This is a genomic window from Bradyrhizobium sp. NBAIM14, assembly GCF_020193895.1.
Classification (GTDB): Bacteria; Pseudomonadota; Alphaproteobacteria; order Rhizobiales; family Xanthobacteraceae; genus Bradyrhizobium; species Bradyrhizobium yuanmingense.
On record NZ_JADYVQ010000020.1, the window covers coordinates 102,613 to 129,292 of the forward strand.

The window sequence follows — 26,680 nt, forward strand, 5'->3', positions numbered from 1 at the left end:
CGCCTCCCTAGCTCAGCAATTGGCGGCAGATGTCGACGAAATCGTCGGTCCAGCCGGTGAGAAGACCGAGCAGGACAAGCCAGACCAACAGCAGGAAGTGCCAGTAGATGGCGCACAGCTCCACGCTCAAGCGCATGCCGGCGATCTCGGCGCCGCGCCACATCTTGGCCGAGGTTCGGCCCAAGGCCACCAGACCGCCCGTCAGGTGCAGCCCGTGCACTGCGGTCAACAGGTAGAAGAAGGAATTCGATGGATTGGACGCCACGAAATATCCCGCAGCCCCGAGCCGTTGCCAGGCCAGGAGCTGCCCGGCGAGGAAGATCACGGCAGATGCTCCGCCCGCGAGCAGACCGATCATGACGCCTTCGGTATCGTGTCGGCGCGCGGCCACGTAAGACCATTGCAGCGCGACACTGCTCAGGACCAGGACGCCCGTGTTGACCCACAGCAGCCGCGGCACCGGCAGCGGCCGCCAGTCCACCACGCTCATGCGCATGGAGTAGGCGCTGATGAAGAGGATGAACAAGGCGCTCGCGACCGCGAGAAACACGCCAAGTCCGATCTTCGCTGCCGGCCAGGTTATGGCATCGCCGCCGGGGAAGTCACCGGCCGGGCCTTCCTCCAGCCAGGGCTTGGCCGTCAGGCGCTGTTGCGACAGCCACCATCCGGCGATCACCGCAAGCACAGCCAGGAACAGGATGATGGCGCTCACGAAGCAGCTCCCTGAACGAGCTGAGTCGCGCGCGGCGGCTGGTTCTGCGGAATGAAGTCCTCCGCGGCACCGGGCACACTGTAATCATAGGCCCAGCGGTACACGACAGGGAGCTCCTTGCCCCAGTTGCCGTGCGCTGGGGGCGTCTCCGGCGTCTGCCACTCCAGCGTCGTCGCCCGCCACGGATTGCCGCCTGAGGCCTCACCTTTGAACAGGCTCCAGACAAGGTTGAACAGGAACACCATCTGGCTAAAGCCGACGATCAAGGCCACCACGGAGATGAAGGCGTTGAGTGAATGGGCCGAGGACGGGATGAACGTCGTATCCAGGAGTTCGAAATACCGGCGCGGGACCCCGAGCAGTCCAAGATAGTGCATGGGGAAGAAGATCAGGTAGGCGCCGAGGAAGGTGACCCAGAAGTGAAACTTGCCCATGGCCTCGTTCAGCATCCGCCCCGTGACCTTTGGGTACCAATGATAGATCGCGCCGAGCACGACCATGATCGGCGCCACGCCCATCACCATGTGGAAATGGGCGACCACGAACATGGTATCCGAGAGGGGCACGTCCACGACGACGTTGCCGAGGAAGAGGCCGGTGAGCCCGCCGTTCACGAAGGTGACGATGAAGCCGAGGGCGAACAGCATCGGCACCGTGAGATGAATGTCGCCGCGCCACAGGGTCAGCACCCAGTTGTAGACCTTGATCGCGGTGGGGATTGCGATGATGAGCGTCGTGGTGGCGAAGAAGTACCCGAATTGCGGGAACATGCCGCTCACATACATGTGGTGCGCCCATACGATGAAGCTGAGCGCGCCGATGGCTACGATCGCCCAGACCATCATGCGATAACCAAAGATGTTCTTGCGCGCATGCGTGCTGATCAGATCGGAGACGATGCCGAAGGCGGGCAGGGCAACGATGTAGACTTCGGGATGACCGAAGAACCAGAACAGGTGCTGGAAGAGCAACGGGCTGCCGCCGCCATGTTTCGATAGCGTGCCCATCTCGAGGAGGGCGGGCATGAAGAAGCTGGTTCCCAAGAGACGGTCGAACAGCAGCATGACCGAGGCAACGAACAATGCAGGGAACGCGAGGAGCGCCATAACGGTCGCCGTGAAAATGCCCCACACCGTCAGGGGCAGGCGCATCAAGGTCATGCCGCGCGTGCGCGCCTGCAACACAGTGACCACATAGTTCAGCCCGCCCATGGTGAAGCCGATGATGAACAGGATCAGGGACGCGAGCATGAGAAGGATGCCCCAATCCTGCCCGGGCGTTCCTGAAAGGATTGCTTGCGGCGGGTACAGCGTCCAACCGGCGCCGGTGGGGCCACCGGGCACGAAGAATGTCGAGGCAAGCACCAGGACTGCGAGCAGGTAAATCCAGTAGCTCAGCATGTTCACATAGGGGAAGACCATGTCCCTGGCGCCGACCATCAGCGGGATCAGGTAGTTGCCGAAGCCGCCCAGGAACAATGCGGTGAGCAGGTAAATCACCATGATCATGCCGTGCATGGTGATGAACTGGAGGTACTGGTTGGCATCGATGAAAGAGAACGTGCCGGGGAATCCCAGTTGCAGCCGCATCAGCCACGACAGCACCAGGGCCACCAGCCCGATGGCCGTGGCCGTCAGCGAATACTGAATGGCGATCACCTTGGCGTCCTGCGAGAACACATATCGTGTCCACCAGCTCCGCGGATGATAGAGCTCGACGTCAGGTACTTCGGCAGGCGGGATGCCGGGGATCCCTTCATATGGAACATCGACCATAGAACCTCCTCGGTCGTTCCATCGGGGGGAGGCGCTGGCCTCTTGCGCCCGATCTATCTTCGGCGGCAGCTTGCTACTTGCTGCCGGATTGGTACGTCGTCTTCACGACGGCTTTTGCCGGCGATAATTCTGCGAACGTTTTTTGTTGCTCCAGCCAAGCGTGATATTCACGCTCTTCGTCGACGATGACCTTGGCCCGCATTTGATAGTGAGCAGTGCCACAAAGCTCCGCACAGAGGACATCGAAGGTTCCGGTTCGGATCGGCGTGATCCAGAAATAGGTCACCATGCCTGGAACCATGTCCATCTTGGCTCGGAATTCGGGCACGTAGAAATCGTGCAGGACATCAACCGAGCGGAGGAGAACCTTGACCGGCTTTCCGACTTGAAGGTGCAGGTCGCCGCTCTCGATCACGACATCGTCCTGCGCGTGCCGGTCGTCACGATTCAGCCCCATCGGATTGTCGGAAGCGATGTTGCGAACATCGGATGTGCCCAACTGCCCATCCTTGCCCGGAAGGCGGAAGCTCCACTGCCATTGCTGGCCCATGACCTCGATCTCGGTGGCATCCGCAGGCACCGTCACGAACTGGTGCCAGACCACGAGGCCAGGCGCCAGCATGGCCGCGACGCCGACGCCGGTCCCGACGCTCAGCCACCATTCGAGCCTTTTGTTTTCCGGATTGTAGTCAGCCCTTCTTCCCTCTCTATGGCGAAAGCGGAAGACGCAGTAAGCCATGAAGGCGATCACGGCGACGAAAACAAAGCCCGTGATCCAGAACGTGATGTTGATCGTGTGGTCGATATAGGCCCAGTTCGTGGCGATCGGCGTCCACCACCACGGGCTGTAGATGTGAAACAGCACCGAGCCGATCGCGACCAGAAGCAGTATCAGTGCGACAGCCATCCTGATCCATCCTTGCCATCGAAGGCTACGGATACGAATCCCGGGCGGAGCTCATGTCTGTCGCGATGGCTGGCCTTTCTTGGCATATGCCATCGCCGGCCTCTTGCTTCGCCCAGTCCACCGATCGCGAAATCAAGAGAACGCTCGCGACCTTCAACTCTAAGGGCGTCTGCGTCTAAAATGATCCCAGCCTAATCCGGCGTCAATAGAGCAATAGAGGTGCCCGAATTGGTGTGATTGCCGGTGCTGGCAAACCGACAAGCATCCGGTGCCCATTGTTCGGTTTGGGTGATGCAACGCACAAATCCGTGCTGGTGCGCAATTCACCCAACCGTGAGTGCAGTCGTGCTCCGCGCGCGCTAAGCTTGCCGGGCAGGTCGCGACGGGTTCCGTCCGGCCAGGCTCGGTTACTGAACCTGGGTTGCCGTACCAGACCCATCGCGTTTCCTGCTCGTCAGGCGGACACGCGTGGCTGAAGAGCGCGTGTTGTCGAAAACCGCGATTTTCAGCTCGGGAGGGTCCGTACATGGCCACTCTGTACTCCCACGACATCAGGCGGCGCGCATTCGGCGAAGCGACCTCCTATCCCATTCGCAAGATAAGCTTGTCCGACCTGACCGAGGTCCTGCGCCTGGGTTGGGGTGATTTCCAGGCGATGCCGAGTCACGCGATCGTCGTGTGCCTGATTTATCCCGTTCTCGGTCTCGTCCTGTTCAGGATGGTGCTCGGCTATTCGGTGCTACCGCTACTGTTTCCGCTGGCCGCCGGCTTTGCCTTGATCGGTCCTTTTGCCGCGATCGGTCTCTACGAACTCAGCCGTCGTCGCGAGCGCGGCGAAGAGGTCGAAGCATGGGATGCGATCAAGGTGCTGCGCGCACCGTCGTTCGGCGCCATGGTCGAACTCGGCGTGCTCCTGCTGGTCCTGTTCGGGGCCTGGATCGGTGCCGCGAACGCAATCTATGTCGCGATCTTCGGTCACGCTGCGGCCGCAAGCATACCCGACTTCGCAACGCGCGTGCTGACGACACCCGAAGGCTGGTCGCTCATCATCACCGGTTGCGGTGTCGGCTTCCTGTTTGCGGTTGTGGCATTGTGCGTTAGCGTCGTGTCATTTCCGTTGATGCTGGACCGTCATGCGACGGCGATCGACGCGATCCGCACGTCGCTCCGAGCGGTGGCGGCGAATCCGGTTGCGATGGCCGGATGGGGCCTCATCGTGGCGGCTCTGCTCGTGATCGGCTCGCTGCCGCTCTTCGTCGGTCTCGCCGTCGTTCTGCCGGTGCTCGGTCATGCCACCTGGCACCTCTATCGGCGGGTGGTCGAGCCCAATCCGAACCCACCGGATGCACCGCTTCCGCCCCGGAAGGGCAGGCGCTACGCAGCAGACTTTCCGGCCAATCTCTTCCCGTGGAGCCGCGAGGGCGAGCCGTAACAGCGGAACGGCCGCGCTGGGACGCCCGCGCGGAGCATGACAGAGCGACGGCCTACTTCTGCTGCTGCGGCAGAAAGGTCGGGCCGACCGAGCGGATCGGCTTGTTCTCCGACGCGGGGCTCGCGTCCGCGGGTGGCGTGGCGACCGGTGCGGCAGCAGTTGCTGGCGCAGGAGCCGCGCCTTTCTTGGCATTGGCAGGCTGCGGCGCGCCCTTGTTGAGCCGTTGCTGCTGCATCTTCCTGGCGCTTTCCTCGGTGACGATGATGTCGCCCTGCTGCTCGGCCGCGGCCTTGTCATCGGCCGATTTCAGCGCATCCGCCCAGGTCTGTCCCGCAGCCTTGCAGGAGCAGGACGGGTTGAACTCGCTGCGGAATTTGAATGCGGTCGGCAGCGCCGTGTAGGGCTGGCCGCCGATCGAGACCGCAGCGTTCATATCCTCGCCGGGATTGCGATGGCTGTAGAGCACGGCTTCCGCCGCCGGGCACAGCGCCTTGCAGGTCTTCTCATCGTCAGGGAAGCGCGCCGGCACGGTGGCAAAGGAGATCGGGAAATAAGCGCCGTCGCAGGTGCGCACGCAGACGGTGCGGAAGGTGCCGGATTGCGGGCCAAGATCGGAGGGCGGCATGGCCTGCGGATTGTTCGGGTTGTTGCCGCCGAACAGATTGCTGAGGAAGTTGCCGCCGCCCTGCTGCTGCACGGCATTGGCATATTGCGGGCCGCAATTGTTCTGCGCCAGCGCCATCAGCACCGAGCGGCGCTGGTTGTCGCGCTCCGGGTTGGCGCCGGGGCCGCCGCGCAGCCGCTCGAGGCTGCCGGTAATCTGGTCCAGATTGGCGCGCATCTGCTGGATCTGGGTGTTGACCGGGCCGCACTGCGCCGACTGGCCGTTGAACAGCGAGAAGAAGCCGGAGGAATCGCAGCCCATGCGCTTGGCCTGCATGGTGACACGGTCGAGCTCGGCCTGCTGCTTGGCCTGGGAATCCTGGTAGCGGCGGATCTGCTCTTCGCGCGCGGCATCACCTCCGCCGCGATCGAGCGCGGCGAGTTGGGCTTCCAGCCGCACGCACATCGGGTTCGGTCCGAGCCCGTTCTGGCCGGGCTGGGGCGGCGGGCCGGCCTGCGCCAAAGCGCCATCGGCGAGCACGAGTGTGCCGAGGAGCACGGTGCAGGCAAGGAGGGAGCGGGCACGGAGGAGAGAGAAGAATTCAGGCATATCCGCCATTCTAGCGAGGTCACGGCCCAGCGTGATCATCCAAGTGGGGTGGGGGCCGAAGCGCGCCCTCCCAATAGCCGCTTCCTGCGGCATCGTCACGTCGTTTCAGGGGCCGAGCTGGTCCTAAGGTCCGCCAGCTCCGAGGGAATTCAGCGCTGGCAGGTGATTGCGACATATTCGTCGCAATGGCCATGGGAGCAGTTTGTGCCGGATTTGGGGACGGAGCCGGTAATTTCATCGGGATCGACCCGGCGATAGCCTGATGCCTTTGCAAAATCTCGTGACTGGCAATAGGTGCGCGCGGCGGAGGCGCCGCATGTGTCGCCCTTGGTGTCGTTCTTGGCCAGGCACTGGTCGGCGATGATGAAGACGCGGGTCTCGGCGCACGCCTGAGGTGCTGCAAGGAGCGAGGCGCCGAAAATGAGCGCGAGCAGGGATCGCATGAAAATACCGGAGCAAAAAATCAGGGAACTGCAGTTCCAGAATGGCCTCAAATGGTTAGGGGATCATGAAGCCTTAAGGCAGGCCGCGCCCCTTGCGGAGGCAAAAACGGCATTTTCGCGGCCCTTGACGCCGGGGCCCGTGGTGGCCCATATGTGGCCGCATGAACGGTCTCCTCGCCATTTGCGCCATTTGCCGCGAGATTACGAGCTAGCGATTCGCTGGCTGGAGCCGTCTTTTCTCAAACACATTGAGAGCCTTGGACGCCCGGCCGAGAGGGATGGGTTGTCATGGAATTGCGTCTTTACGATACGCTGAGCCGGGAAAAGCGCACCTTCGTGCCGCTCGATCCGAACAACGTCCGCATGTATGTCTGCGGACCGACGGTCTATGACTTCGCCCATATCGGCAATGCGCGGCCGGTGATCGTGTTCGACGTGCTGTTTCGGCTGCTGCGCCACATCTACGGCGAGGCGCACGTCAAATATGTCCGCAACATCACCGACGTCGACGACAAGATCAACGACCGCGCCGCGCGCGACTTTCCCGGCCTGCCGCTGAACGAGGCCATTCGCAAGGTCACCGAGCAGACCGGCAAGCAGTTCCATGCCGACGTCGATGCGCTCGGCGCGCTTCGGCCGAGCGTCGAGCCGCGCGCCACCGAGCATATCGGCGAGATGCGCGAGATCATCGAGAAGCTGGTCGCCGGCGGCTTTGCCTATGTCGCCGAGGACCACGTGCTGTTCTCGCCGCAGGCGATGAACGCGGCCAATTCCGCGCTGCCGCGTTATGGCGCGCTGTCGAAGCGCTCGCTCGACGAGATGATCGCCGGCGCGCGGGTCGATGTTGCGCCCTACAAGCGCGATGCGACCGACTTCGTGCTGTGGAAGCCGTCGAAGCCGGGCGAGCCGTCCTGGCCGTCGCCATCCGGCATCAAGGCGGAGGGGCGTCCGGGCTGGCACATCGAGTGCTCAGCGATGGCCTGGAAGCATCTCGGCGAGCATTTCGACATCCATGGCGGCGGCATCGATCTCGTGTTTCCGCACCACGAGAACGAGGTCGCGCAGACCTGCTGCGCCTTCCATCGCGAGCGCATGGCGAATTATTGGATGCACAACGGCTTCTTGCAGGTCGAGAGCGAGAAGATGTCGAAGAGCCTCGGCAACTTCATCACGATCCACGAGCTGCTCAGGGATTGGCCGGGTGAGGTGCTGCGCCTCAACATGCTCAAGACGCATTACCGCTCGCCGATCGACTGGACCATGAAGTCGCTGGAGGAGAGCGCCAAGACGCTCGACGACTGGTATCGCGTCGCGGCCGATGTCGTGTCCGGCGAGCCGGCTCCGTCGGTGGTCGAACCGCTGCTCGACGACCTCAACACGCCGCAGGCGATCGCGGCGCTGCACGGCCTCCGCGGCAACGATATCGCAGGTCTTGCGGGCTCGTTGCGGCTGCTCGGATTCCTCTCCGAGAGCGCGGCGCAGTGGGAAGGGCGCAAGCAGCAGGCGAGCGGGATCGACGCCAAGGAGGTCGAGCGCCTGCTCGCGGAGCGAACAGCTGCGCGTAGCCGCAAGGACTTTGGCGAGTCCGACCGCATTCGCGATCTGCTCGCTGCGATGGGCGTCGCGATCAAGGACTCCAAGGAAGGCACCACCTGGGAGATCGCCCGATGAAGCGCCCCGAGACGCCTTTCCCGCGGCACTGGCTCTATTACATCGCGCTGAAAATCGCGCTGCTCGCCGGCGCGGTGGCGATCGTGCTCAAGCTTTATGGGATGTGGTAAGGACGATGGGACAGACTTTGCCAAAGCCCGCACTGAGGCCCTTCCTGCCGGCGGATGTGCCGATGCTCGCCGCGATCTTCGCCGCCAGCATCGAGGAGTTGACCGGCGACGATTATAGCGAGGCGCAGCAGGAAGCCTGGATGGCGGCGGCCGAGGACGAGGAGTTCGGCAAGCGGCTTGCGTCCGACCTGACGCTGATCGCGACGCTGGAAGGCTCGCCTGTCGGCTTCGCCTCGCTGCGCGGCAATGATCACATCCGCATGCTCTATGTGCATCCGGCCGTGGCCGGGCAGGGCATCGCGACCATGCTGGTCGACGCGCTGGAGAAGCTCGCCGGCGGCCGCGGCGCCAAGAGCCTCTCGGTCGACGCCAGCGATACCGCGGAGGGCTTCTTCGCCAAGCGCGGCTACACCGCCCAGCAGCGCAACAGCGTCACCATCAACGACGAGTGGCTCGCCAACACCACCATGAAGAAGACGCTCGGAGCGGGGCAATGAGCAAGCAGCGTCTCTATCTGTTCGACACCACGCTGCGCGATGGGGCGCAGACCAACGGCGTCGACTTCACGCTGGCGGACAAGCAGGTCATCGCGGCGATGCTCGATGATCTCGGCATCGACTATGTCGAGGGCGGCTATCCCGGCGCCAACCCGCTCGACACGGAGTTCTTTGGCTCCAAGCCCAAGCTCAATCATGCGCGCTTCACCGCCTTCGGCATGACGCGCCGGGCGGGACGGTCGGTGTCCAACGATCCGGGCGTTGCGGGCCTTTTGGAAGCGAAGGCGGACGCGATCTGCTTCGTGGCGAAGGCGTCGGCCTATCAGGTCCGCGTCGCGCTGGAGACCACGAAGGAAGAAAATCTCGCCTCGATCCGCGACAGCGTCGCGGCGGCGAAGGCGGCCGGCCGCGAGGTGATGCTAGATTGCGAGCATTTCTTCGACGGCTACAAGGAAGACGCCGCCTTTGCGCTTGCCTGCGCCAAGGCCGCCTTCGATGCCGGTGCGCGCTGGGTGGTGCTGTGCGACACCAACGGCGGCACCATGCCTGATGAGGTCGAGGTCATCGTCAGAGACGTGACCAGGCACATCCCCGGCGATCACGTCGGCATCCACGCCCATAACGACACCGAGCAGGCGGTGGCCAATTCGCTCGCCGCGGTGCGTGCCGGCGCGCGGCAGATCCAGGGCACGCTGAACGGCCTCGGCGAGCGCTGCGGCAATGCCAATCTCTGCTCGCTGATCCCGACGCTGAAGCTGAAGACGGGGTTTGCCGACGCCTTCGAGATCGGCGTCACCACGGAGAAGCTGGCGACGCTCGTCAAGGTGTCGCGCACGCTCGACGACATGCTCAACCGCGTGCCGAACCGGCATGCTCCTTATGTCGGCGAGAGCGCCTTCGTCACCAAGACCGGCATCCATGCCTCCGCCGTGCTGAAGGATCCGCAGACCTACGAGCATGTGTTGCCGGAGCTGGTCGGCAATCACCGCAAGGTGCTGGTGTCCGACCAGGCCGGGCGCTCCAACGTCATCGCCGAGCTCGACCGCGCCGGTATCCCTTACGAGAAGAGCGATCCGAAGCTGACGCGTCTCGTCGAGGAATTGAAGGAGCGCGAGGCGGCCGGCTATGCCTATGAATCCGCCAACGCCTCGTTCGAGCTCCTGGCGCGCCGCACGCTCGGCAAGGTGCCGCATTATTTCGAGGTCGAGCAGTTCGACGTCAACGTCGAGCAGCGCTACAACGCGCTCGGCGAACGCGTCACGGTGGCGCTCGCGGTGGTCAAGGTCGACGTCGCCGGCGAGCATCTGATCTCGGCGGCCGAAGGCAACGGTCCCGTCAACGCGCTCGACGTCGCCCTGCGCAAGGACCTCGGCAAGTACCAGAAGTTCATCGAGGGCCTGACACTGATCGACTATCGCGTCCGTATCCTCAATGGCGGCACCGGCGCGGTCACGCGCGTGCTGATCGAGAGCGAGGACGAGAACGGCGATCGTTGGACCACCGTCGGCGTGTCCCCGAACATCATCGATGCCTCGTTCCAGGCGCTGATGGATTCGGTAATCTACAAGCTCGTGAAGTCGGACGCGCCGGCGTAACCCCCACGACGACTGTCATTCCCCGCGAAGGCGGGGAATCCAGTACGCTGCGGCCCATCGATTTATCTACTGCTGTCACGGAGTACTGGATCGCCCGGTCAAGCCGGGCGATGACACCGAGGATGGGGAAAGGGCACGGCCATGATCGACCACATCTCCGTCGGCGTCAGCGATCTCGATCGCGCCGCAAAGTTCTACGAGGCGACGCTCGCCGCACTCGGCCTCGCGCGCCTCGTCACGCGGCCGCGGACGATCGGGTTTGGCAAGGCCTATCCGGAGTTCTGGATCAATCTGCGCGAGGGCATGCCGCGTGTCGCGCCGGAGAGCGGCGTGCACATCTGCCTGCGGGCGAAAACCGCGGCCGAGGTCGATGCGTTTCACGCAGCTGCGCTGTCCGCTGGCGGCGCCTCCGACGGCGCACCGGGCCTCCGCCCGCACGATCGCGTGCGCTACTACGCCGCCTTCGTCACCGATCCCGACGGCAACCGGATCGAGGCGGTGACGTTTCCGCAGGAATAGGGACGGTCTAAAGCGCGATGCGATTAGGATGGATCGTCATCGCGCTTTAGGTTGTTGTTTGAGCATGATCTTTTCGGAAAACCGCTTCACACTTTTCCGGATCATGCTTTAGAGCCGCCGGGCCACGTCGGGCGCGAGATCGCGCTGGTCGTCAGGGATCTGCGCCGCCGCGGCGCGCAGCCGTGGGATGATCTCCTCGACCTTGTCCGCCTTCAGGATATCGACGGTGAGGCCGGCGCGGATGAACTGGGTCTGCCGCATGTGGGCCACCAGGGAGAACAGCGGCTCCCAGAAGCCGTCGACATTGGCGAGCAGCACGGGCTTGGCGTGACGGCCGAGTTGCTGCCAGGTCAGCTGCTCCACCAGCTCCTCCAGCGTGCCGAGCCCGCCGGGCAGGGCCACGAAGGCGTCGGAGCGCTCGAACATCAGCCGCTTGCGCTCGTGCATGTCGGGTGTGACGACCATCTCCTGCACGCGCGTCAGCGCATTCTCGCGCATCCGCAGGAAGTCGGGGATGATGCCGGTGACCATGCCGCCGTGATCCAGCACGGAGGTCGCAACCGCGCCCATCAGGCCGAGCGAGCCGCCGCCATAGACGAGGCGGATCTTGCTTTCCGCCAGCGCTTTGCCGAGCGCCTTCGCTGCTTCAATGAAGTTGGGATTTGTTCCAGGGCCGGAGCCGCAATAGACACAGACGGTTTTGATCGTGCTCATTGGTGCCATGATGCATTGCAGCGAAGTGGCGTCAAGCCCAAACGGTGATTCGATACGTCCGGGAATTTACCGGTAAATCGCGACAAACAATCGAAGATTCGCCATCTGGCGGGGTGCGCGGGCATCGGGAAGGCTCTATATGACGGGCGAAAATCGTTAATCGCAGTTGCGCCCGCACCCGGCGGGCTTCGGGTTTGTTGATGGACCAACCTCAATCCTTCGACGGCGCCGACGTTCCTGATCCTTCCGTGGCAGGACCGCAGGCCGGGGCCACGCTGATGGGCACGCTGGCACATCTGTGGCCCTACATCTGGCCCGGCGACCGTTCCGACCTGAAGATGAGGGTGGTCTGGTCGCTGGTGCTGCTGCTCGCCGCCAAGCTGATCACGCTCACCGTGCCGTTCAGCTTCAAATGGGCGACGGATGCGCTGACCGGCGCCAACACCGCGCCGGTAGCGGCCGACAATTGGCATCTCTGGGTGATCGCCTCGCCTTTGCTGCTGACCGCGAGCTACGGCGTGATGCGCATCCTGATGGCGGTGCTGACGCAATGGCGCGACGGCATCTTCGCCCGCGTCGCCATGCATGCGGTGCGCAAGCTCGCGACCCTCACCTTCATCCACATGCACGAGCTGTCGCTGCGCTTTCACCTGGAGCGCAAGACCGGCGGCCTCACGCGCGTGCTCGAGCGCGGCCGCGAGGGCATCGAGGTTATCGTGCGCATGGTGATCCTGCAGCTGATCCCGACCATCGTCGAGGTCTCGCTGCTGCTGGCGGTGCTGCTCTGGCAATTCGACTGGCGTTACGTCGTCGCGACCCTGATCACGGTCACGCTCTATATGTACTACACCTACGTCGCGACCGAGTGGCGGATCGGCATCCGCCGCAAGATGAACGATTCCGACACCGAGGCGAACACCAAGGCGATCGACTCGCTGCTCAACTACGAGACGGTGAAGTATTTCAGTGCCGAGGCACGCGAGGCGCAGCGCTACGACAGGTCGGTCGAGCGCTACGAGGAGGCGAGCGTCCGCACCTACACCTCGCTCGCGGTGCTCAACACAGGCCAGGCGGTGATCTTCACGCTGGGCCTGACCGCGACCATGCTGATGTGCGCGATCGGCGTGCGCAACGGCACCAACACGGTCGGCGATTTCGTGCTGGTCAACGCCATGATGATCCAGCTCTACCAGCCGCTGAACTTCATGGGCATGGTCTATCGCGAGATCAAGCAGGCGATCATCGACATCGAGAAGATGTTCGGCGTGCTCAGCCGCGAGGCCGAGATCAAGGACGCGCCTGGCGCGAAGCCGCTGGCCATCTCCGCCGGCACGGTGCGCTTCGAGGACGTGCGCTTTGCCTATGAGCCGGCGCGCCCCATCCTCAAGGGCATCAGCTTCGAAGTGCCGGCCGGAAAGACGGTTGCCATCGTCGGCCCCTCCGGCGCCGGCAAATCGACCATCTCGCGGCTCCTGTTTCGCCTCTATGATGTCTCCGGCGGCAGGATCCTGATCGACGGCCAGGACATCCGCGAGGTCACGCAGGCCAGCCTGCGCGCATCGATCGGAATGGTGCCGCAGGACACCGTGCTGTTCAACGACAGCATCCGCTACAACATCCGCTACGGCCGCTGGGATGCGACCGATGCCGAGGTCGAGGAGGCGGCGCGGCTGGCGCAGATCGACCACTTCATCCGCATGGCGCCGAAGGGCTACGAGACCCAGGTCGGCGAGCGCGGCCTGAAGCTGTCGGGCGGCGAGAAGCAGCGCGTCGCGATCGCGCGCACGGTGCTCAAGGCGCCGCCGATCCTGGTGCTCGACGAGGCGACCTCGGCGCTCGACACCCATACGGAGCACGAGATCCAGGGGGCGCTCGACCGCGTGGCGAAGAACCGCACCTCCCTGGTGATCGCGCATCGGCTTTCCACCATCGTCGGCGCCGACGAGATCATCGTGCTGGACCAGGGCCGCATCGCCGAGCGCGGCACTCACGCGAGCCTGCTCGCGCAGGGCGGGCTCTATGCCAGCATGTGGAACAGGCAGCGCGAGGCCGAGGAGGCCCGCGAGAAGCTGGCCAAGATGGCCGACACCAATGCCGCGCCTAACCGGGAGCCGCCGCCGGTCGATGATAGCCTGACGACGCCCGCGGCGGCGGAGTGACCTTGTCTCCGGTCCCAAGTCTGGCCTAAACAAAGTCTGGCCTAAACAAGCCCGCGCGACGACCCCGTGGCATTAACCCCGACCGGCAAAAAGCAATGTCCATTCTCGATTCGATCCAGCGTCAGATCCCGCCGATCCACAAGGAGGGCTATCCCTTCATCGGCGCCTTTGCGCTGGCGAGCCTGCTCCTGTTCTGGCTGTGGTCGCCGCTGGGGTGGATCGGCACGATCCTGACCGTTTGGTGCGCGCTGTTCTTCCGCGATCCCGTCCGTGTGACGCCGGCGCGCGAGGGTCTCGTGGTGTCGCCGGCCGACGGGCGTGTCTCCATGATCACCATGGCGCTGCCGCCGGCCGAGCTCGGGCTCGGCGACCGGCCGCTGCCGCGCGTCTCGATCTTCATGAGCGTGTTCAATTGCCACGTGAACCGCGCGCCCGTGGCGGGCAGGGTGGATCGTATCGCCTACCGGCCCGGCCTCTTCATCAACGCCGAGCTCGACAAGGCGAGCGAGGACAACGAGCGCAACTCGCTGGTGATCACGACGCCGACGGCGCGGATCGGCGTGGTCCAGATCGCCGGCCTAGTCGCCAAGCGCATCGTCTGCTTCGTCAAGGAGGGGCAGGCGATCGGCGCCGGCGAGCGTTTCGGCCTGATCCGCTTCGGCTCGCGCCTCGACGTCTACCTGCCCGTGGGTACCAAGGCGCTGGTCTCGGAAGGGCAGACCGCGATCGCCGGAGAGACGATCCTGGCCGACCTTGCCGGCGACGACCCGGGCCGCGCGTTCCGCGCCAATTAACCAATAGTCGGTGCTCGCAGGCGTTCCGCCGCAATGGCGGAGGGCGGCGCGGCTTGCTATATCTCGCCTCGAGATAAGGACGAGCCATGACGCCTTACGATTTCAAGGATCCCGACGTCCGCCGCCGGCGGTTCCGACCGATCCCGGTGCGGATGCTGGTGCCCAACGTCATCACGCTGCTGGCGATCTGCGCCGGCCTGACCTCGATCCGCCTGTCGATCGAAGGGCGGATGACGCTCGCGGTCTATGCCATCGTGTTCGCCGCCGCGCTCGACGGCATCGATGGCCGCATCGCGCGCATGATCAAGGGGCAGTCGAAGTTCGGCGCCGAGCTCGACAGTCTCGCCGACTTCGTCAATTTCGGCGTGGCGCCCGGCCTGATGCTGTATTTCTGGCAGCTGCACGAGCTCGGCAATGCCGGCTGGATCGCCGCCATGGTGTTCGCGATCTCCGGCGGCCTGCGGCTCGCGCGCTTCAATGCCACCATGGACGATCCGAACAAGCCGGCCTTCGCCGCCAATTTCTTCACCGGCGTGCCGGCGCCCGCCGGCGCGATCACCGTGCTGCTGCCGATCTATGTCGCGTTCCTCGACGTCGGGCGCACACCTGCGGCGGTGACCGCGGCCTACACGCTTCTGATCGCGTTTCTGATGGTGTCGCGCCTGCCGGTGTTCTCCGGCAAGACCAAGCGGATGCGCGTGCCGCCCGAGCTGGTGCTGCCGGCCTTCGTCGCCGTGATCGTCTTCATCGCGCTCCTGATCGCCTATCCCTGGCACGTGCTGTCGATCGGCACGGTGGTGTACCTTCTCGCGCTGCCGCTCGGCTACAAATCCTATCGCGACCAGGCGCGCGCGATGGAAGCCACCGCGCCGGCGGGAGGCGAGGTCCCGTCACCGCCCTCGGCGCCGACGCTGGCGAATTTGTCGGAGCCGCCGCAAGACGACGATCGGCCCGGACGACTGCACTAAAGCGCTCCTCGCGGATATCTGCCATGAAGCCCGCCTGAGTTGGGTCGAGATCCGATCTCGGCTATATCGCCCTGTGCCGGCGGCATCGCGCAATCAATCGCCGCCAACCTGGGAGAGAACGCCGTGACCAATTCCGCGACCGGGCCGCTGCCCGCTTCCGTCCTCGAAGCGCTGGGCCGTTACGATACGCCGACGATCTGCAACGCCATGGAGATCGTGGCGCCCGAGCGGCGGCTGATCGGCTACACCACCAAGCAGCTGGTCTGTCCGTTTCCCGACCTGCCGCCGATCGTCGGCTATGCCCGCACGGTGACGATCCGCTCGGTTCTGAAATCATCGCTTCCGGCCGAGGAGCAGTCCATGCGCCGAATCGCATATTACGAATATGTCGGCACCGGCCATGGCCCGCGCATCTCGGTGATCCAGGACATCGACGGACCCGACGTCGGCTATGGCGCGTTCTGGGGCGAGGTACAGAGCAACGTGCACAAGGCGCTCGGCTGCCTCGGCGTCATCACCGACGGCTCGATCCGCGACATCCCGCAATGGGCGCCAGGGTTCCAGGCGCTAGCCGGCTCGATCGGCCCGTCGCACGCCTGGGTGCACGCGGAAAGCTTTGGCGGCGAGGTGCGCGTCGCCGGCATGACCGTGAAGTCGGACGACCTCATCCACGCCGACCGGCATGGCGCCATCGTGATCCCGCTCGACCTTGCCGCAAAGCTGCCGGAGGCGGCCGAACTGTGCGGCCGCCGCGAGACGCCGATCCTGGAGATCGCCCGCAGTCCCGACTTCTCGCTCGAGAAGCTCAAGGCCGCGCTGAAGCGCTCTGCGGAGATCCATTGACGGCTGCTGGAGCGTGATCCGGAAAAGTGTGTAGCGGTTTTCCGAAAAGATCATGCTCAAACAATAACCTAAAGCGCGATGACGATTGATCCTGATCGCATCGCGCTTTAGGGCAATCTACGGCCCGGACGACGGCCGAATGCCGCCTTGCTCGGTCAGAAGCAGGGCGACTTGATCCGGTTCTCCGAGCACGGCGGCGGCGCATCCGATCAGGGTGAAGCCGCCGGCAAGGTCCCAGAGGGTGATATCGTCTGCGCTGTTGGCGCTGCGCATCAACCGCGCCGCGAGCACGGCGAAGGCGGCCTCGATAAAGAGCAGCACGCTGAACGCCGGAAGCACGAGTTCCGGCTCGAGCAGGTGGAACGCCAGCGCCGCGGGCAGCGCCGTGAGTAGACCGAATAGCATCAACATCGCGCTGGCTCCGCGATTGGCCCTGTCGCAACGCTAGCAGACACCAGCTGATCCCCGTCCACGATGTGGCGGAGGGCCGCAGCCGACGTGACGTGGTGGGCGCCTGCTTATGGTTAGCGAAAGGTTGAAATTCCTATCGCTGGACGGCTACCGGGACAAATTGCGGCGGCAGGCGGCACATCGTCGAGACTTAACCTTTACGCGCCTTTAAGGGCGGCGCTCTAGGGTCTGCGATGCGGTTCGGGGTTGAGCCGCGCCAGCGGCCAGGACGGCCGTTGTTGCGTAGGCGTTGGAGTCGATCATGGATATCGCAACACTTGTCGGCCTCGTCGCAGGCGCCATTGTTGTGTCGTCGCTGATCCTGATGGGCGGTACGTTCGGGATGTTCTACGACATCCACGCCGTCATCGTCATCTTCGGTGGCTCGTTCGCAGCGACGATGATCCGCTTTCCTTTGTCCGCGATGATCCACGGCGTGCCGCTGGGCGCGAAGTTTGCTTTCACCCTGAGCCGCCTGTCGGCTCACGACCTTGTCGACGAGCTCGCCCGCATCGCGGAAATCGCCCGCAAGCAGGGCCCGGTCGGACTCGAAAAGGTCGAGACCGACGAGCCCTTCCTCGCCAAGGGCATTCGCTATGTTGCCGACGGCTACGACCTCGATTTCATTCGCGACAATCTGGAGCGCGACCGGGACAACTTCCTGATGCACCTCGACGAAGGCAGCAAGATCTACCGCGCCGTCGGCGACTGCGCCCCGGCGTTCGGCATGATCGGCACGCTGCTTGGCATGGTGCAGATGTTCTCCAACATGTCGGATCCCTCCAAGCTCGGCCCGTTCATGGCCACCGCGCTGCTGGCGACCCTGTACGGCGCCGTTGTCGCCAACCTGATCTGCTTGCCGATCGCGGACAAGCTGCACGGCAAGCTGCTGGACGAAGAGACCAACCGCACCTTGATCATCGACGGCATCCTGATGATCCGCGACTCCAAGAGCCCGACCCTGGTGCGCGAAATGCTGCTGGCCTATCTGCCGGAGAAGCATCGTCACACCGAAGGCGAGCCGGTGCCGGCTTGAGGCCGCCGCCTGGATTTTGAGAGATGGCCAAGAAGAAGCGCGGCAATGCTCACGGTGGCGGCCACGGCTGGTTCGTGACCTTCGCCGACCTGATGGCGCTGCTGCTGGCGTTTTTCGTGATGCTGGTCGCGTTCTCCACGCAAGACGCCAACAAGCTGAAGATCGTCGCGGGCTCGATGCGCGAGGCGTTCGGCGTGCAGACCGAGGCGCGCTACTCCGGCATCGTCGAATCCGACGGCCTGCCGACGCGCCCGCGACTCAAGAACGTCGACCACATCCAGCCGGAAGATGCCTCCAACACGCCGACGCCAGATCAGGAAGACCGCGAAAAGACCTCCGGCGCGAAGATCAAGGTCGACCGCAATTTCGCGCTGGCCGCAGCCTCGCTGCGCCAGGCGTTGCAGGACATGCCGGAACTGACCGAGATGTCCAAGCACATCATGTTCGAGGAGACCAAGCAGGGCCTGAACCTCGAGATCGTCGACCAGGACGGCCGCTCGATGTTCGCCGACGGCTCCAAGGTGCCCTATGACCGCACCCGCCGCCTGGTCGAGAAGCTCGCGATCCCGCTCAAGGCGACGCCGCTCCGCGTCTCCATCGCCGGCCACACCGCGGCGGGGTTCGTGCCGACCCGCAGCGACTATGGCGCCTTCGATCTGTCGGCCGATCGCGCCAACGCCGTGCGCCAGATCCTCGAGCGCCAGGGCCTGCCGCCGTCGCACATCTTCGCCGTCTCCGGCAAGGCCGATACCCAGCCGCTGTTTCCGGACGATCCCTCGCTGGCAGCCAACCGGCGGGTGACCATCACCTTGATGCGCGAAGATCCGCCGCTGCCGCCGAATCTGAGGCCGTAACCCCCTTGCGCTACCATCTTACCTGAGGCATGTCGTCGCGCGGGCGATGAGCGTGGCTGTGGCGTCACAGCATCCGGCTCGGCGCCTGCTATGATGGTGCGCCGATTGACAGGTGCACCGGAAGCGTCAAAAGGCGCCGGATCAATTTCAGGAACGAAGCGTTCTCCACCTTCATGACGGCGAGCATCACACAGGCCGAGACCCAGGACGGGCGGCCCACCGCAAGTTTTTGGGCCCTTACGCTCGGGAGTGTCGGCGTCGTCTTTGGCGATATCGGCACTTCGCCGCTCTATGCATTCCACGAGGCGGTCAAGGCCGCCGCCCATGGCGAGCCCGTCTCGCGCGTCATCGTGCTCGGCGTGCTCTCGCTGATCCTGTGGGCGCTCCTGATCGTCGTCACCGCCAAATATGTCCTCTTGCTGCTGCGCGCCGACAATAACGGGGAGGGCGGCACGCTCTCGCTGATGGCGCTCGGCCAGCGCGCGCTCGGGCGGCGAAGCTGGGTCCTGCTCGCGCTCGGCGTGATCGGCGCTTCGATGTTCATCGGCGATTCCATGATCACGCCGGCGATCTCGGTGCTCTCGGCGGTGCAGGGCCTCAAGCTCGCGACCCCCGCGCTCGAGCACTATGTCGTGCCGCTCACCGTGCTCATTCTGGTGCTGCTGTTCGCCGTGCAGAGCAAGGGAACCGCATTGGTCGCCTCGGCCTTCGGGCCGGTGATGGTGGTCTGGTTCACCGTCATCGCCGTGATGGGGGCTGTCCACATCGCCGACGATCCCACGGTGCTGGCGGCGATCAATCCGTACTATGCGGTGCAGTTCGTGCTGTCGCACGGTGTGATCGGCCTCGTGACGCTCGGCGCGGTGTTCCTGGCGGTGACGGGCGGAGAGGCGCTTTATGCCGATCTCGGCCATTTCGGCCGCAAGCCGATCCAGTCGGCCTGGATGTTTTTCGTGCTGCCGGCGCTTCTAGTCAACTATTTCGGGCAGGGTGCGCTGGTGCTGTCCGATCCCAGCGCGATCGAGCATTCGTTTTATCGCATGGTGCCCGAGAGCCTGGTCCTGCCGCTGGTCGGACTCGCGACGGCCGCAACCGTGATCGCGAGCCAGGCGGTGATCACCGGCGCCTATTCGCTGGTCCACCAGGCCGTGCAACTCGGGCTCCTGCCGCGTTTTGAGGTGCGTTACACCTCCGAATCCCATGCCGGCCAGATCTATCTGCCGCGCGTCAACCGCCTGCTGCTGATCGGCGTGATGCTGCTGGTGCTGCTGTTCCACACCCCCAGCAATCTGGCTTCCGCCTACGGTATTGCCGTCTCCACCACCATGGTCGCCGACGGCATCATGGGCTTCGTCGTGATCTGGAAGTTGTGGAACTGGCGCGCCGCGACGGCCGCAGCCGTGATCGTCCCCTTCGTCATCGTCGATTTGAGCTTCCTCAGCGCCAACCTGCTCAAGCTGCTCGAAGGTGCCTGGGTGCCGCTGCTGTTCGGCATCGTCATGGCCGGGACGATCTGGACCTGGCGCAAGGGCTCCGCAATCCTGATCCAGAAGACCCGCCGGATCGAGGTGCCATTGGACGATCTGATCCGCAGTTTGGAGAAGCGGCCACCGCACATCGTCAAGGGCACCGCGGTGTTCCTGACCAGCGATCCGGCGTTCGTGCCGACCGCGCTCCTGCACAATCTCAAGCACAACAAGGTGCTGCATGAGCACAACGTGATTCTGACCATCGAGACCGCGCAGACGCCTCGGGTCGATCTGTCGGAGCGGTTCAGGATGGAGAAGATCAGCGAAAAGTTCTCCAAGGTCCGCTTGCGCTTCGGTTTCATGGAGCAGCCGAACGTGCCGAAGGCGCTCGCCATCGCGCGCAAGCAGGGTTGGCAGTTCGACATCATGTCGACGTCGTTCTTCGTGTCGCGCAGGTCACTGAAGGCCTCGGCACAGTCGGGCATGCCGCTCTGGCAGGATCATGTGTTCATCGCGCTGAGCCGGTCGGCCAACGATGCCACCGACTACTTCCAGATCCCCACCGGCCGCGTGGTCGAAGTCGGAACCCAGGTCACCATCTAGAATGCAACTGGCGTAGCCATGCATATTTGCATGGATATGGCCCAGAATCGGGCTAGGCCATGCCGGTGGCGCAGGACTATAAGCCGCGCGCTCTTCCGCCGTTGTGCAGTGAAGCATTTTAGAGGCCATCGGGCTCTCCCATGACAAGCGACGTAGCAGTTCCCGCCCCGGAAACGGTGGCGGCCAATGGGCATGGCGATGCCCATACCACCGCCGGTTTCGGCGCGCTGACGCTCGGCAGCATCGGCGTCGTTTACGGCGACATCGGCACCAGCCCGCTCTACGCGTTCCGCGAGGCGGTGATGGCGGCCTCGGGCGCGGACGGGTTGCCGACGCCGGCAGCGGTCCTCGGCGTGCTCTCCCTGATCCTGTGGGCGCTCATCGTGGTGGTGACGCTCAAATACGTCGTGATCCTGCTCCGCGCCGACAACAACGGCGAGGGCGGCACGCTTGCACTGATGGCGCTGGCCCAGCGGGCGGTTGGCACCGGCCGCGGCGGGGCCACCATCGTCCTGCTCGGCATCATTTCCGGAGCTTTGTTCTACGGCGATGCCGTGATCACGCCGGCGCTCTCCGTGCTGTCGGCGATCGAGGGCATGAAGGACGTCACGCTAAGGTTCGAGCCCTACATCGTTCCGCTGACGGTTGTGATCCTGGTCGGCCTGTTCGCCGTGCAGTCCCGCGGCACGGCGCGCGTTGCCGCCTTCTTCGGCCCGATCATGTGCGTCTGGTTCACGGTTCTGGCGGTGGCGGCGATCCCTCAGATCGCCCAGCAGCCGCAGGTGCTGCTTGCGCTCAACCCGCTCTACGCCGTGAACTTCATGCTGCACCATGGCATCGTCGGCTTCGTGACGCTGGGCGCGGTGTTCCTGGCGGTGACCGGCGCCGAGGCGCTCTATGCCGATCTCGGCCATTTCGGCAAGCGGCCGATCCAGACCGCGTGGCTTACCATCGTGCTGCCCTCGCTGGCGCTGAACTATCTGGGGCAGGGCGCGCTGGTGCTCGGCGACCCCGGCGCGATCGTGAGCCCGTTCTTTCAGCTGTTCCCGCAAGGCTTCGTCCGAGGCTGCATGGTCGTGCTCGCCACCATGGCGACCGTCATCGCGAGCCAGGCCGTCATCACCGGCGCCTATTCCCTGACGCGCCAAGCGATCCAGCTCGGGCTGCTGCCGCGCTTTGAAATTCGCCATACGTCGGAAGCCCATTCCGGCCAGATCTTCATTCCGCGCATCAACCAGCTGCTGCTGGTCGCGGTGGTGCTGCTGGTGCTGCTGTTCCGCTCGTCGAGCGCGCTTGCATCCGCCTATGGCATCTCCGTCACCGGTACCATGGTGGTCACGGCGATGATGGGCTTCGTCGTGGTCTGGAAGGGCTGGCGCTGGTCAGCGCTTGCCGCCGGCGCGCTGATTGCGCCGTTCCTGTTCCTCGATCTGACCTTCCTGAGCGCGAACCTGTTGAAGGTGTTCGAGGGCGGCTGGGTGCCGATGGCGCTCGGTGCGGTCATGATCATCTTGATGTACACATGGCGGCGCGGCAGCCGGCTGCTGTTTGAAAAGTCGCGCAAGCTCGAGTTTCCGCTCGCCGATCTCGTGGCGATGCTGGAGAAGCGGCCGCCGCAGCGGGTGCCCGGCACTGCGGTGTTCCTGACCTCGGACCCGCTCAGCGCGCCGACCGCGCTCATGCATAGTCTGAAACACTACAAGGTGCTGCACGAGAAGAACGTCATTCTCACCATCGAGACCGCGCAGACCCCGCGGATCGATCCGGCCGAACGGGTGAAGCTGGAGCAGATTTCACCGACCTTCTCCAAGGTGACGCTGAAATTCGGCTTCATGGAATCGCCCAACGTGCCGAAGGCGCTCGCGATCGCCCGCAAGCTGGGCTGGCAGTTCGACATCATGTCGACCTCGTTCTTCCTGTCGCGCAGGGCGCTCAAGCCCGCCGCCCATTCCGGCATGCCGCGCTGGCAGGACCGGCTGTTCATCTCGCTCAGCCGCTCCGCCAACGACGCCACCGACTATTTCCAGATCCCGTCCGGCCGTGTGGTCGAGGTCGGCACGCAGGTGACGATCTAGGGCAGACGATCCAGGGCATGGGATTCAAAGCGGACTTCAAGTCGCTGCGATTTAGCTTTAACTTGCGCCGCGCGGCTCAAGCCTTTGTGGCGCTTGATTTTCGTCTCCCGAGAGGCGAGGTTGCCGCCGGCCGGGATCGCCCCGGTACGCGGCCCGCGACGTTGGAGGATGATGTGGCAAATCAAGTGCAGGATCTGACCCCGGACGAGGTCGCCAAGGGTGTCGCGGAAGGGCGTTATCTGCTCGTCGACGTCCGTGAGCCGAACGAGGTCGAGGCCGAGGCTTACCCTTACGGCGTCGTGGTTCCGCTCTCGACCTTCGATCCCAAGGCGATCCCCGATCCGCAAGGAAAGCAGGTCGTGTTCGCCTGCCGCTCGGGCAAGCGTTCGGTGACCGCCTCGCTGGCGGCGCAGGCGGCGGGCCTCTCTTACGACAAGCATCTGGCCGGCGGCATGCTGGGCTGGAAGGCGGCCGGGCTTCCCAGCAAGGTCGGTGGCTAACCGCGCAATGACGACCAAGAGCTCTTCGCTGAACAAGGTCTTCGCCGACCTTCCCGTCACCATCTTCGAGGCGATGTCGCAGGCCGCGCGCGACAACAATGCGATCAATCTCGGCCAGGGTTTTCCGGATGATCCCGGCCCCGAGGACATCCGCCGCGCCGCGGCCGAGGCTTCGCTGAACGGCTACAATCAGTACCCCTCGATGATGGGCCTGCCGGAGCTGCGCCAGGCGATTGCGACCCATTACGGCCATTGGCACGGCCTCAAGCTCGATCCGATGAGCGAAGTGATGGTGACCTCCGGCGGGACCGAGGCGCTGACCTCGGCGATCCTCGCGGTGGTCCAGCCCGGCGACGAAGTGGTCTGCTTCCAGCCGGTGTACGATTCCTATCTGCCGATCATCCGCCAGGCCGGCGGCATTCCGCGCTTGGTCCGGCTCGAGCCGCCGCACTGGCGGCTGAATGAGGACATGCTGAAAAGCGTGTTCAATTCAAAGACCAAGGCGGTGCTCTTCAACAACCCCTTAAATCCCAGCGCGGTGGTCTATCCGCGCGAGGACCTCGAGCTCTTGGCGCGCTACTGCCAGGAGTTCGACGTCATCGCGATCTGCGACGAGGTCTGGGAGCACGTCACCTTCGACGAGCACAAGCATATCCCGCTGATCACCATTCCCGGCATGCGCGAGCGCACCATCAAGGTCGGCTCGGCCGGCAAGATCTTCTCGCTGACGGGCTGGAAGATCGGCTTCGTCTGCGCGGCGCCACCGCTGCTCCGCGTCGCGGCCAAGGTGCACCAGTTCCTGACCTTCACCACCGCGCCGAACCTGCAGGCCGCGGTCGCCTATGGGCTCGGCAAGTCCGACGACTACTTCCTGTCGATGCGCAAGGACCTGACGCGGAGCAGGGACCGCCTGACCAAGGGGCTGGAGAGCCTCGGCTTCCCCGTGCTGAAGTCGCAAGGCACCTATTTCCTCACCGTGGACCTGTCGCCGCTCGGGCTCAACGAGAGTGACACTGAGTTCTGCTGGCGCATCGTGAAAGACTACAAGGTCGCCGCGATCCCGGTCTCGGCGTTCTACGAGCAGGACCCGGTCACATCAGTGGTGCGCTTCTGCTTTGCCAAGAAGGACGAGACGCTCGACACCGCACTGGAGCGGCTGTCGGACGCGGTGCGTGGACGCAAGAGGTAGACAGAGATGACGAACGTCGGCCGCTCCGGCTTTGGCCTTGGTTTCGCGATCGCCGCCGCGCTGACGTTGCTCTCCGCTCCCGCAGGTGCCGAGGAGCGGGTCGTCAATTTCTACAACTGGTCCAACTACATGGCGCCTGACGTCCTTGAGGCCTTCACCAAGGAGACCGGCATCAAGGTCGTCTACGACACTTTCGACGCCAACGAGACGCTGGAGACGCGCCTGATGGCCGGCAAGTCCGGTTATGACGTCGTGGTGCCTACCGCTTATTTCCTGCAGCGCCAGATCAAGGCCAACATCTTCCAGAAGCTCGACAAGTCGAAGCTCCCGAACCTCGCCAATGCCTGGCCGGTGGTGACGCAGCGCCTCGCCACCTACGACCCCGGCAATGTCTACGCCGCCAACTACATGTGGGGCACGACGGGCATCGGCTACAACGTCGCCAAGGTGAAGCAGATCCTTGGGGTTGATGCGAAGATCGACAGCTGGGACATCGTCTTCAAGCCGGAGAACCTCGCCAAGTTCAAGGACTGCGGCGTCCACATGCTCGACTCCGCCGACGACATCTTCCCGGCGGCGCTGAGCTGGCTCGGGCTCGATCCGAACTCGACCAAGCAGGCGGACCTGGAAAAGGCCGCCGATGCCGTGGCGAAAGTCCGCCCCTCCGTACGCAAGTTTCACTCGTCCGAATATCTAAGCGCGCTCGCCACCGGCGAGATCTGCTTCGTGGTCGGCTGGTCCGGTGACATCATGCAGGCCCGCGCCCGCGCCGCGGAAGCCAAAAGCGGCGTCGAGATCGGCTACACCATTCCGAAGGAGGGCGCGCAGATGTTCTTCGACAATCTCGCGATTCCCGCGGATGCCAAGAATGTTAGGGAAGCCTACGAGCTGATCAACTATCTCTATCGCCCGGACGTTGCCGCCAAGAACTCGGACTTCCTGTCCTACGCCAGCGGCAACCTCGCCAGCCAGAAGCTGGTGGATCCAAAAATCCTGAACGACAAGAACATTTATCCGGACGAAGCGACGCTCGCAAAACTGTTCGTGATCACGGCGCGCGAGCCGGCCACGCAACGGATCATCAACCGGCTCTGGACCAAGGTGAAGACGGGGCGGTAGTAGCGCCTGTCATTGCGAGGAGCGAAGCGACGAAGCAATCCAGACTGCTTCCGTGGAACGATTCTGGATTGCTTCGCTGCGCTCGCAATGACGGAGTATTTACCGCCACCTTCTATGCAGCCACAGCCATTGCTCGGGATGTTCTCGTACCCAGCTTTCCACCACGCTCGTGATCGCCTGCGTGGTGCCCTGGATGTCGATCCTGCCGTCGGCATCGCGCACCGGCGGGATCTCCTCGGTCAGCTCGCCGCGGAAGCGGCCGTCGGGCAGGCGGATGATGCGCACGCCGTGGATTGGGCATTCGACCTGGCGCAACAGGCGCGCCAGCATCGGATTGGCGCGGGTCTTGCGGCCGAAGAACGTGACCTCGACGCCGGCTGTCAGATACTGGTCGATCAGCATGGCGACGTGCTTGCCGTCCTTCAGCGCCTGCGCGAGCCGCAGCGGCGCGTCGCGGCCGGCCGGGATCAGCGTGCCCATGTTGACCTGGCGCATCTCCTGGATGATGCGATCGGCCGAGGCGATGTTCGGGCGGCGATAGAGAATCGCGGTGTCCAGGCCATGCGCGACCGCGGCGAGCGCCGGCAATTCCCAGTTCGCAAGATGTGCGGCGAAGATCAGCGCCGGCTTGCCGTCGTCGCGGATCTGGTCGAACAGCTCGATGCTGCGCGGGGAAATCTCGATGCGACTCTTCTCGGGGACATCGCGGGCGTAGTCCCAGACCTGGTCGATATGGGCGAACTCGGCGCCGACGCGGCCGAGATTGTCCCAGACGCCCATCAGGATCCGTTCGATCTCCTCCGGTGACTTCTCGGGGAAGGCGGCGGTGAGGTTGGCGCGGCCGATGCGGTGCTCGCGCAGGCGCGGCCCGATCAGCTTGACGGCACGCGCGAAGAAGTCCGAGGTCTTGGCCGGATCGAAATAGCGCGTGGTGCGCAGCATCGCGACGGTCGCGGCGCCGATCAGGCTGCCGCCGAGCGATTTGGCAGCCTCCCGCGCGCGGGCCTTCGTGCTCGCAGGAAGCAGCGCCATG

General features: G+C 64.3%; 24 protein-coding genes. 16 read left to right on the forward strand and 8 right to left on the reverse strand.

Annotation, left to right across the window (positions count from 1 at the left end; all coding sequences use genetic code 11):
• Positions 1-7 precede the first annotated feature (7 nt).
• From I6F28_RS31425 to I6F28_RS31435, 3 genes are all read right to left on the reverse strand, one after another.
• Positions 8-712 carry a cytochrome c oxidase subunit 3 gene (locus tag I6F28_RS31425; RefSeq protein ID WP_036001502.1) on the reverse strand — a complete coding sequence of 235 codons (705 nt, stop codon included), beginning with the start codon at positions 710-712 and terminating at the stop codon, positions 8-10.
• Positions 709-2,487 (reverse strand): cbb3-type cytochrome c oxidase subunit I, encoded by a 1,779-nt coding sequence (locus I6F28_RS31430; protein WP_036001499.1) that lies wholly within the window; start codon positions 2,485-2,487, stop codon positions 709-711. The genes I6F28_RS31425 and I6F28_RS31430 overlap by 4 nt, the downstream gene beginning before the upstream one ends.
• A gap of 73 nt (positions 2,488-2,560) precedes the next feature.
• Complete coding sequence (locus I6F28_RS31435) at positions 2,561-3,394, reverse strand: cytochrome c oxidase subunit II (protein ID WP_036001495.1); 834 nt, start codon at positions 3,392-3,394, stop codon at positions 2,561-2,563.
• Positions 3,395-3,920: 526 nt separating this feature from the next.
• Here I6F28_RS31435 and I6F28_RS31440 point away from each other — a divergent pair.
• On the forward strand, positions 3,921-4,826 hold the full coding sequence (locus I6F28_RS31440) for a DUF2189 domain-containing protein (protein WP_225142775.1): 906 nt from the start codon (positions 3,921-3,923) through the stop codon (positions 4,824-4,826).
• A 52-nt stretch (positions 4,827-4,878) separates the two neighbouring features.
• On the opposite strand, the gene I6F28_RS31445 is transcribed toward I6F28_RS31440, so the two are convergent.
• Both I6F28_RS31445 and I6F28_RS31450 read right to left on the reverse strand, forming a co-directional pair.
• Complete coding sequence (locus I6F28_RS31445; RefSeq protein WP_074447864.1) at positions 4,879-6,048, reverse strand: DUF2865 domain-containing protein; 1,170 nt, start codon at positions 6,046-6,048, stop codon at positions 4,879-4,881.
• A gap of 140 nt (positions 6,049-6,188) precedes the next feature.
• Complete coding sequence (locus tag I6F28_RS31450; protein ID WP_225142777.1) at positions 6,189-6,482, reverse strand: hypothetical protein; 294 nt, start codon at positions 6,480-6,482, stop codon at positions 6,189-6,191.
• Positions 6,483-6,770: 288 nt separating this feature from the next.
• Between I6F28_RS31450 and cysS the strand changes: the two genes are divergently transcribed.
• From cysS to I6F28_RS31470, 4 genes are all read left to right on the forward strand, one after another.
• Positions 6,771-8,153 (forward strand): cysteine--tRNA ligase, encoded by a 1,383-nt coding sequence (gene cysS / locus I6F28_RS31455; RefSeq protein ID WP_225142779.1) that lies wholly within the window; start codon positions 6,771-6,773, stop codon positions 8,151-8,153.
• A 115-nt stretch (positions 8,154-8,268) separates the two neighbouring features.
• Positions 8,269-8,760: a GNAT family N-acetyltransferase gene (locus tag I6F28_RS31460; protein ID WP_036001471.1), complete on the forward strand. Its 492-nt coding sequence runs from the start codon at positions 8,269-8,271 to the stop codon at positions 8,758-8,760.
• On the forward strand, positions 8,757-10,355 hold the full coding sequence (gene cimA / locus I6F28_RS31465) for a citramalate synthase (RefSeq protein WP_109144134.1): 1,599 nt from the start codon (positions 8,757-8,759) through the stop codon (positions 10,353-10,355). Before I6F28_RS31460 ends, cimA begins: the two co-directional genes overlap by 4 nt.
• A 141-nt stretch (positions 10,356-10,496) precedes the next feature.
• Positions 10,497-10,874, forward strand: a complete 378-nt coding sequence (locus I6F28_RS31470) for a VOC family protein (protein WP_036001466.1) — start codon at positions 10,497-10,499, stop codon at positions 10,872-10,874.
• 108 nt (positions 10,875-10,982) lie between these two features.
• On the opposite strand, the gene I6F28_RS31475 is transcribed toward I6F28_RS31470, so the two are convergent.
• Positions 10,983-11,588: an LOG family protein gene (locus tag I6F28_RS31475; RefSeq protein WP_025035586.1), complete on the reverse strand. Its 606-nt coding sequence runs from the start codon at positions 11,586-11,588 to the stop codon at positions 10,983-10,985.
• Positions 11,589-11,788: 200 nt separating this feature from the next.
• Between I6F28_RS31475 and I6F28_RS31480 the strand changes: the two genes are divergently transcribed.
• From I6F28_RS31480 to I6F28_RS31495, 4 genes are all read left to right on the forward strand, one after another.
• Positions 11,789-13,747 (forward strand): ABCB family ABC transporter ATP-binding protein/permease, encoded by a 1,959-nt coding sequence (locus I6F28_RS31480; protein WP_225142781.1) that lies wholly within the window; start codon positions 11,789-11,791, stop codon positions 13,745-13,747.
• A 71-nt stretch (positions 13,748-13,818) separates the two neighbouring features.
• Positions 13,819-14,541, forward strand: coding sequence for a phosphatidylserine decarboxylase (locus I6F28_RS31485; RefSeq protein WP_225112817.1), 723 nt, complete (start codon positions 13,819-13,821; stop codon positions 14,539-14,541).
• An 86-nt stretch (positions 14,542-14,627) separates the two neighbouring features.
• Positions 14,628-15,509 carry a CDP-alcohol phosphatidyltransferase family protein gene (locus I6F28_RS31490; RefSeq protein WP_225142783.1) on the forward strand — a complete coding sequence of 294 codons (882 nt, stop codon included), beginning with the start codon at positions 14,628-14,630 and terminating at the stop codon, positions 15,507-15,509.
• Positions 15,510-15,632: 123 nt separating this feature from the next.
• Positions 15,633-16,352, forward strand: coding sequence for an RraA family protein (locus tag I6F28_RS31495; protein ID WP_225142785.1), 720 nt, complete (start codon positions 15,633-15,635; stop codon positions 16,350-16,352).
• Positions 16,353-16,469: 117 nt separating this feature from the next.
• Here I6F28_RS31495 and I6F28_RS31500 read toward each other — a convergent pair whose 3' ends face one another.
• On the reverse strand, positions 16,470-16,763 hold the full coding sequence (locus I6F28_RS31500) for a hypothetical protein (protein WP_036001448.1): 294 nt from the start codon (positions 16,761-16,763) through the stop codon (positions 16,470-16,472).
• A 301-nt stretch (positions 16,764-17,064) separates the two neighbouring features.
• On the opposite strand from I6F28_RS31500, the gene I6F28_RS31505 reads away from it, so the two are divergent.
• The 7 genes from I6F28_RS31505 (at position 17,065) to I6F28_RS31535 (ending at position 25,647) form a co-directional block, all read left to right on the forward strand.
• Positions 17,065-17,838 carry a motility protein A gene (locus tag I6F28_RS31505; protein ID WP_036001447.1) on the forward strand — a complete coding sequence of 258 codons (774 nt, stop codon included), beginning with the start codon at positions 17,065-17,067 and terminating at the stop codon, positions 17,836-17,838.
• A gap of 23 nt (positions 17,839-17,861) precedes the next feature.
• Positions 17,862-18,692 (forward strand): OmpA/MotB family protein, encoded by an 831-nt coding sequence (locus I6F28_RS31510; protein WP_036001445.1) that lies wholly within the window; start codon positions 17,862-17,864, stop codon positions 18,690-18,692.
• A gap of 173 nt (positions 18,693-18,865) precedes the next feature.
• Positions 18,866-20,764, forward strand: a complete 1,899-nt coding sequence (locus tag I6F28_RS31515; RefSeq protein ID WP_036001442.1) for a potassium transporter Kup — start codon at positions 18,866-18,868, stop codon at positions 20,762-20,764.
• Positions 20,765-20,904: 140 nt separating this feature from the next.
• Complete coding sequence (locus tag I6F28_RS31520) at positions 20,905-22,839, forward strand: potassium transporter Kup (RefSeq protein WP_225141434.1); 1,935 nt, start codon at positions 20,905-20,907, stop codon at positions 22,837-22,839.
• Between the two features lie 173 nt (positions 22,840-23,012).
• Positions 23,013-23,339, forward strand: a complete 327-nt coding sequence (locus tag I6F28_RS31525) for a rhodanese-like domain-containing protein (RefSeq protein WP_225142787.1) — start codon at positions 23,013-23,015, stop codon at positions 23,337-23,339.
• 7 nt (positions 23,340-23,346) lie between these two features.
• Positions 23,347-24,528 carry an aminotransferase gene (locus tag I6F28_RS31530; protein ID WP_042336240.1) on the forward strand — a complete coding sequence of 394 codons (1,182 nt, stop codon included), beginning with the start codon at positions 23,347-23,349 and terminating at the stop codon, positions 24,526-24,528.
• 6 nt (positions 24,529-24,534) lie between these two features.
• A complete protein-coding gene (locus I6F28_RS31535; RefSeq protein WP_036001433.1) occupies positions 24,535-25,647 on the forward strand; it encodes a polyamine ABC transporter substrate-binding protein in 1,113 nt (370 codons plus the stop codon).
• A 99-nt stretch (positions 25,648-25,746) separates the two neighbouring features.
• On the opposite strand, the gene I6F28_RS31540 is transcribed toward I6F28_RS31535, so the two are convergent.
• On the reverse strand, positions 25,747-26,679 hold the full coding sequence (locus I6F28_RS31540) for a lipid A biosynthesis lauroyl acyltransferase (protein WP_036034424.1): 933 nt from the start codon (positions 26,677-26,679) through the stop codon (positions 25,747-25,749).
• Position 26,680 lies beyond the last annotated feature (1 nt).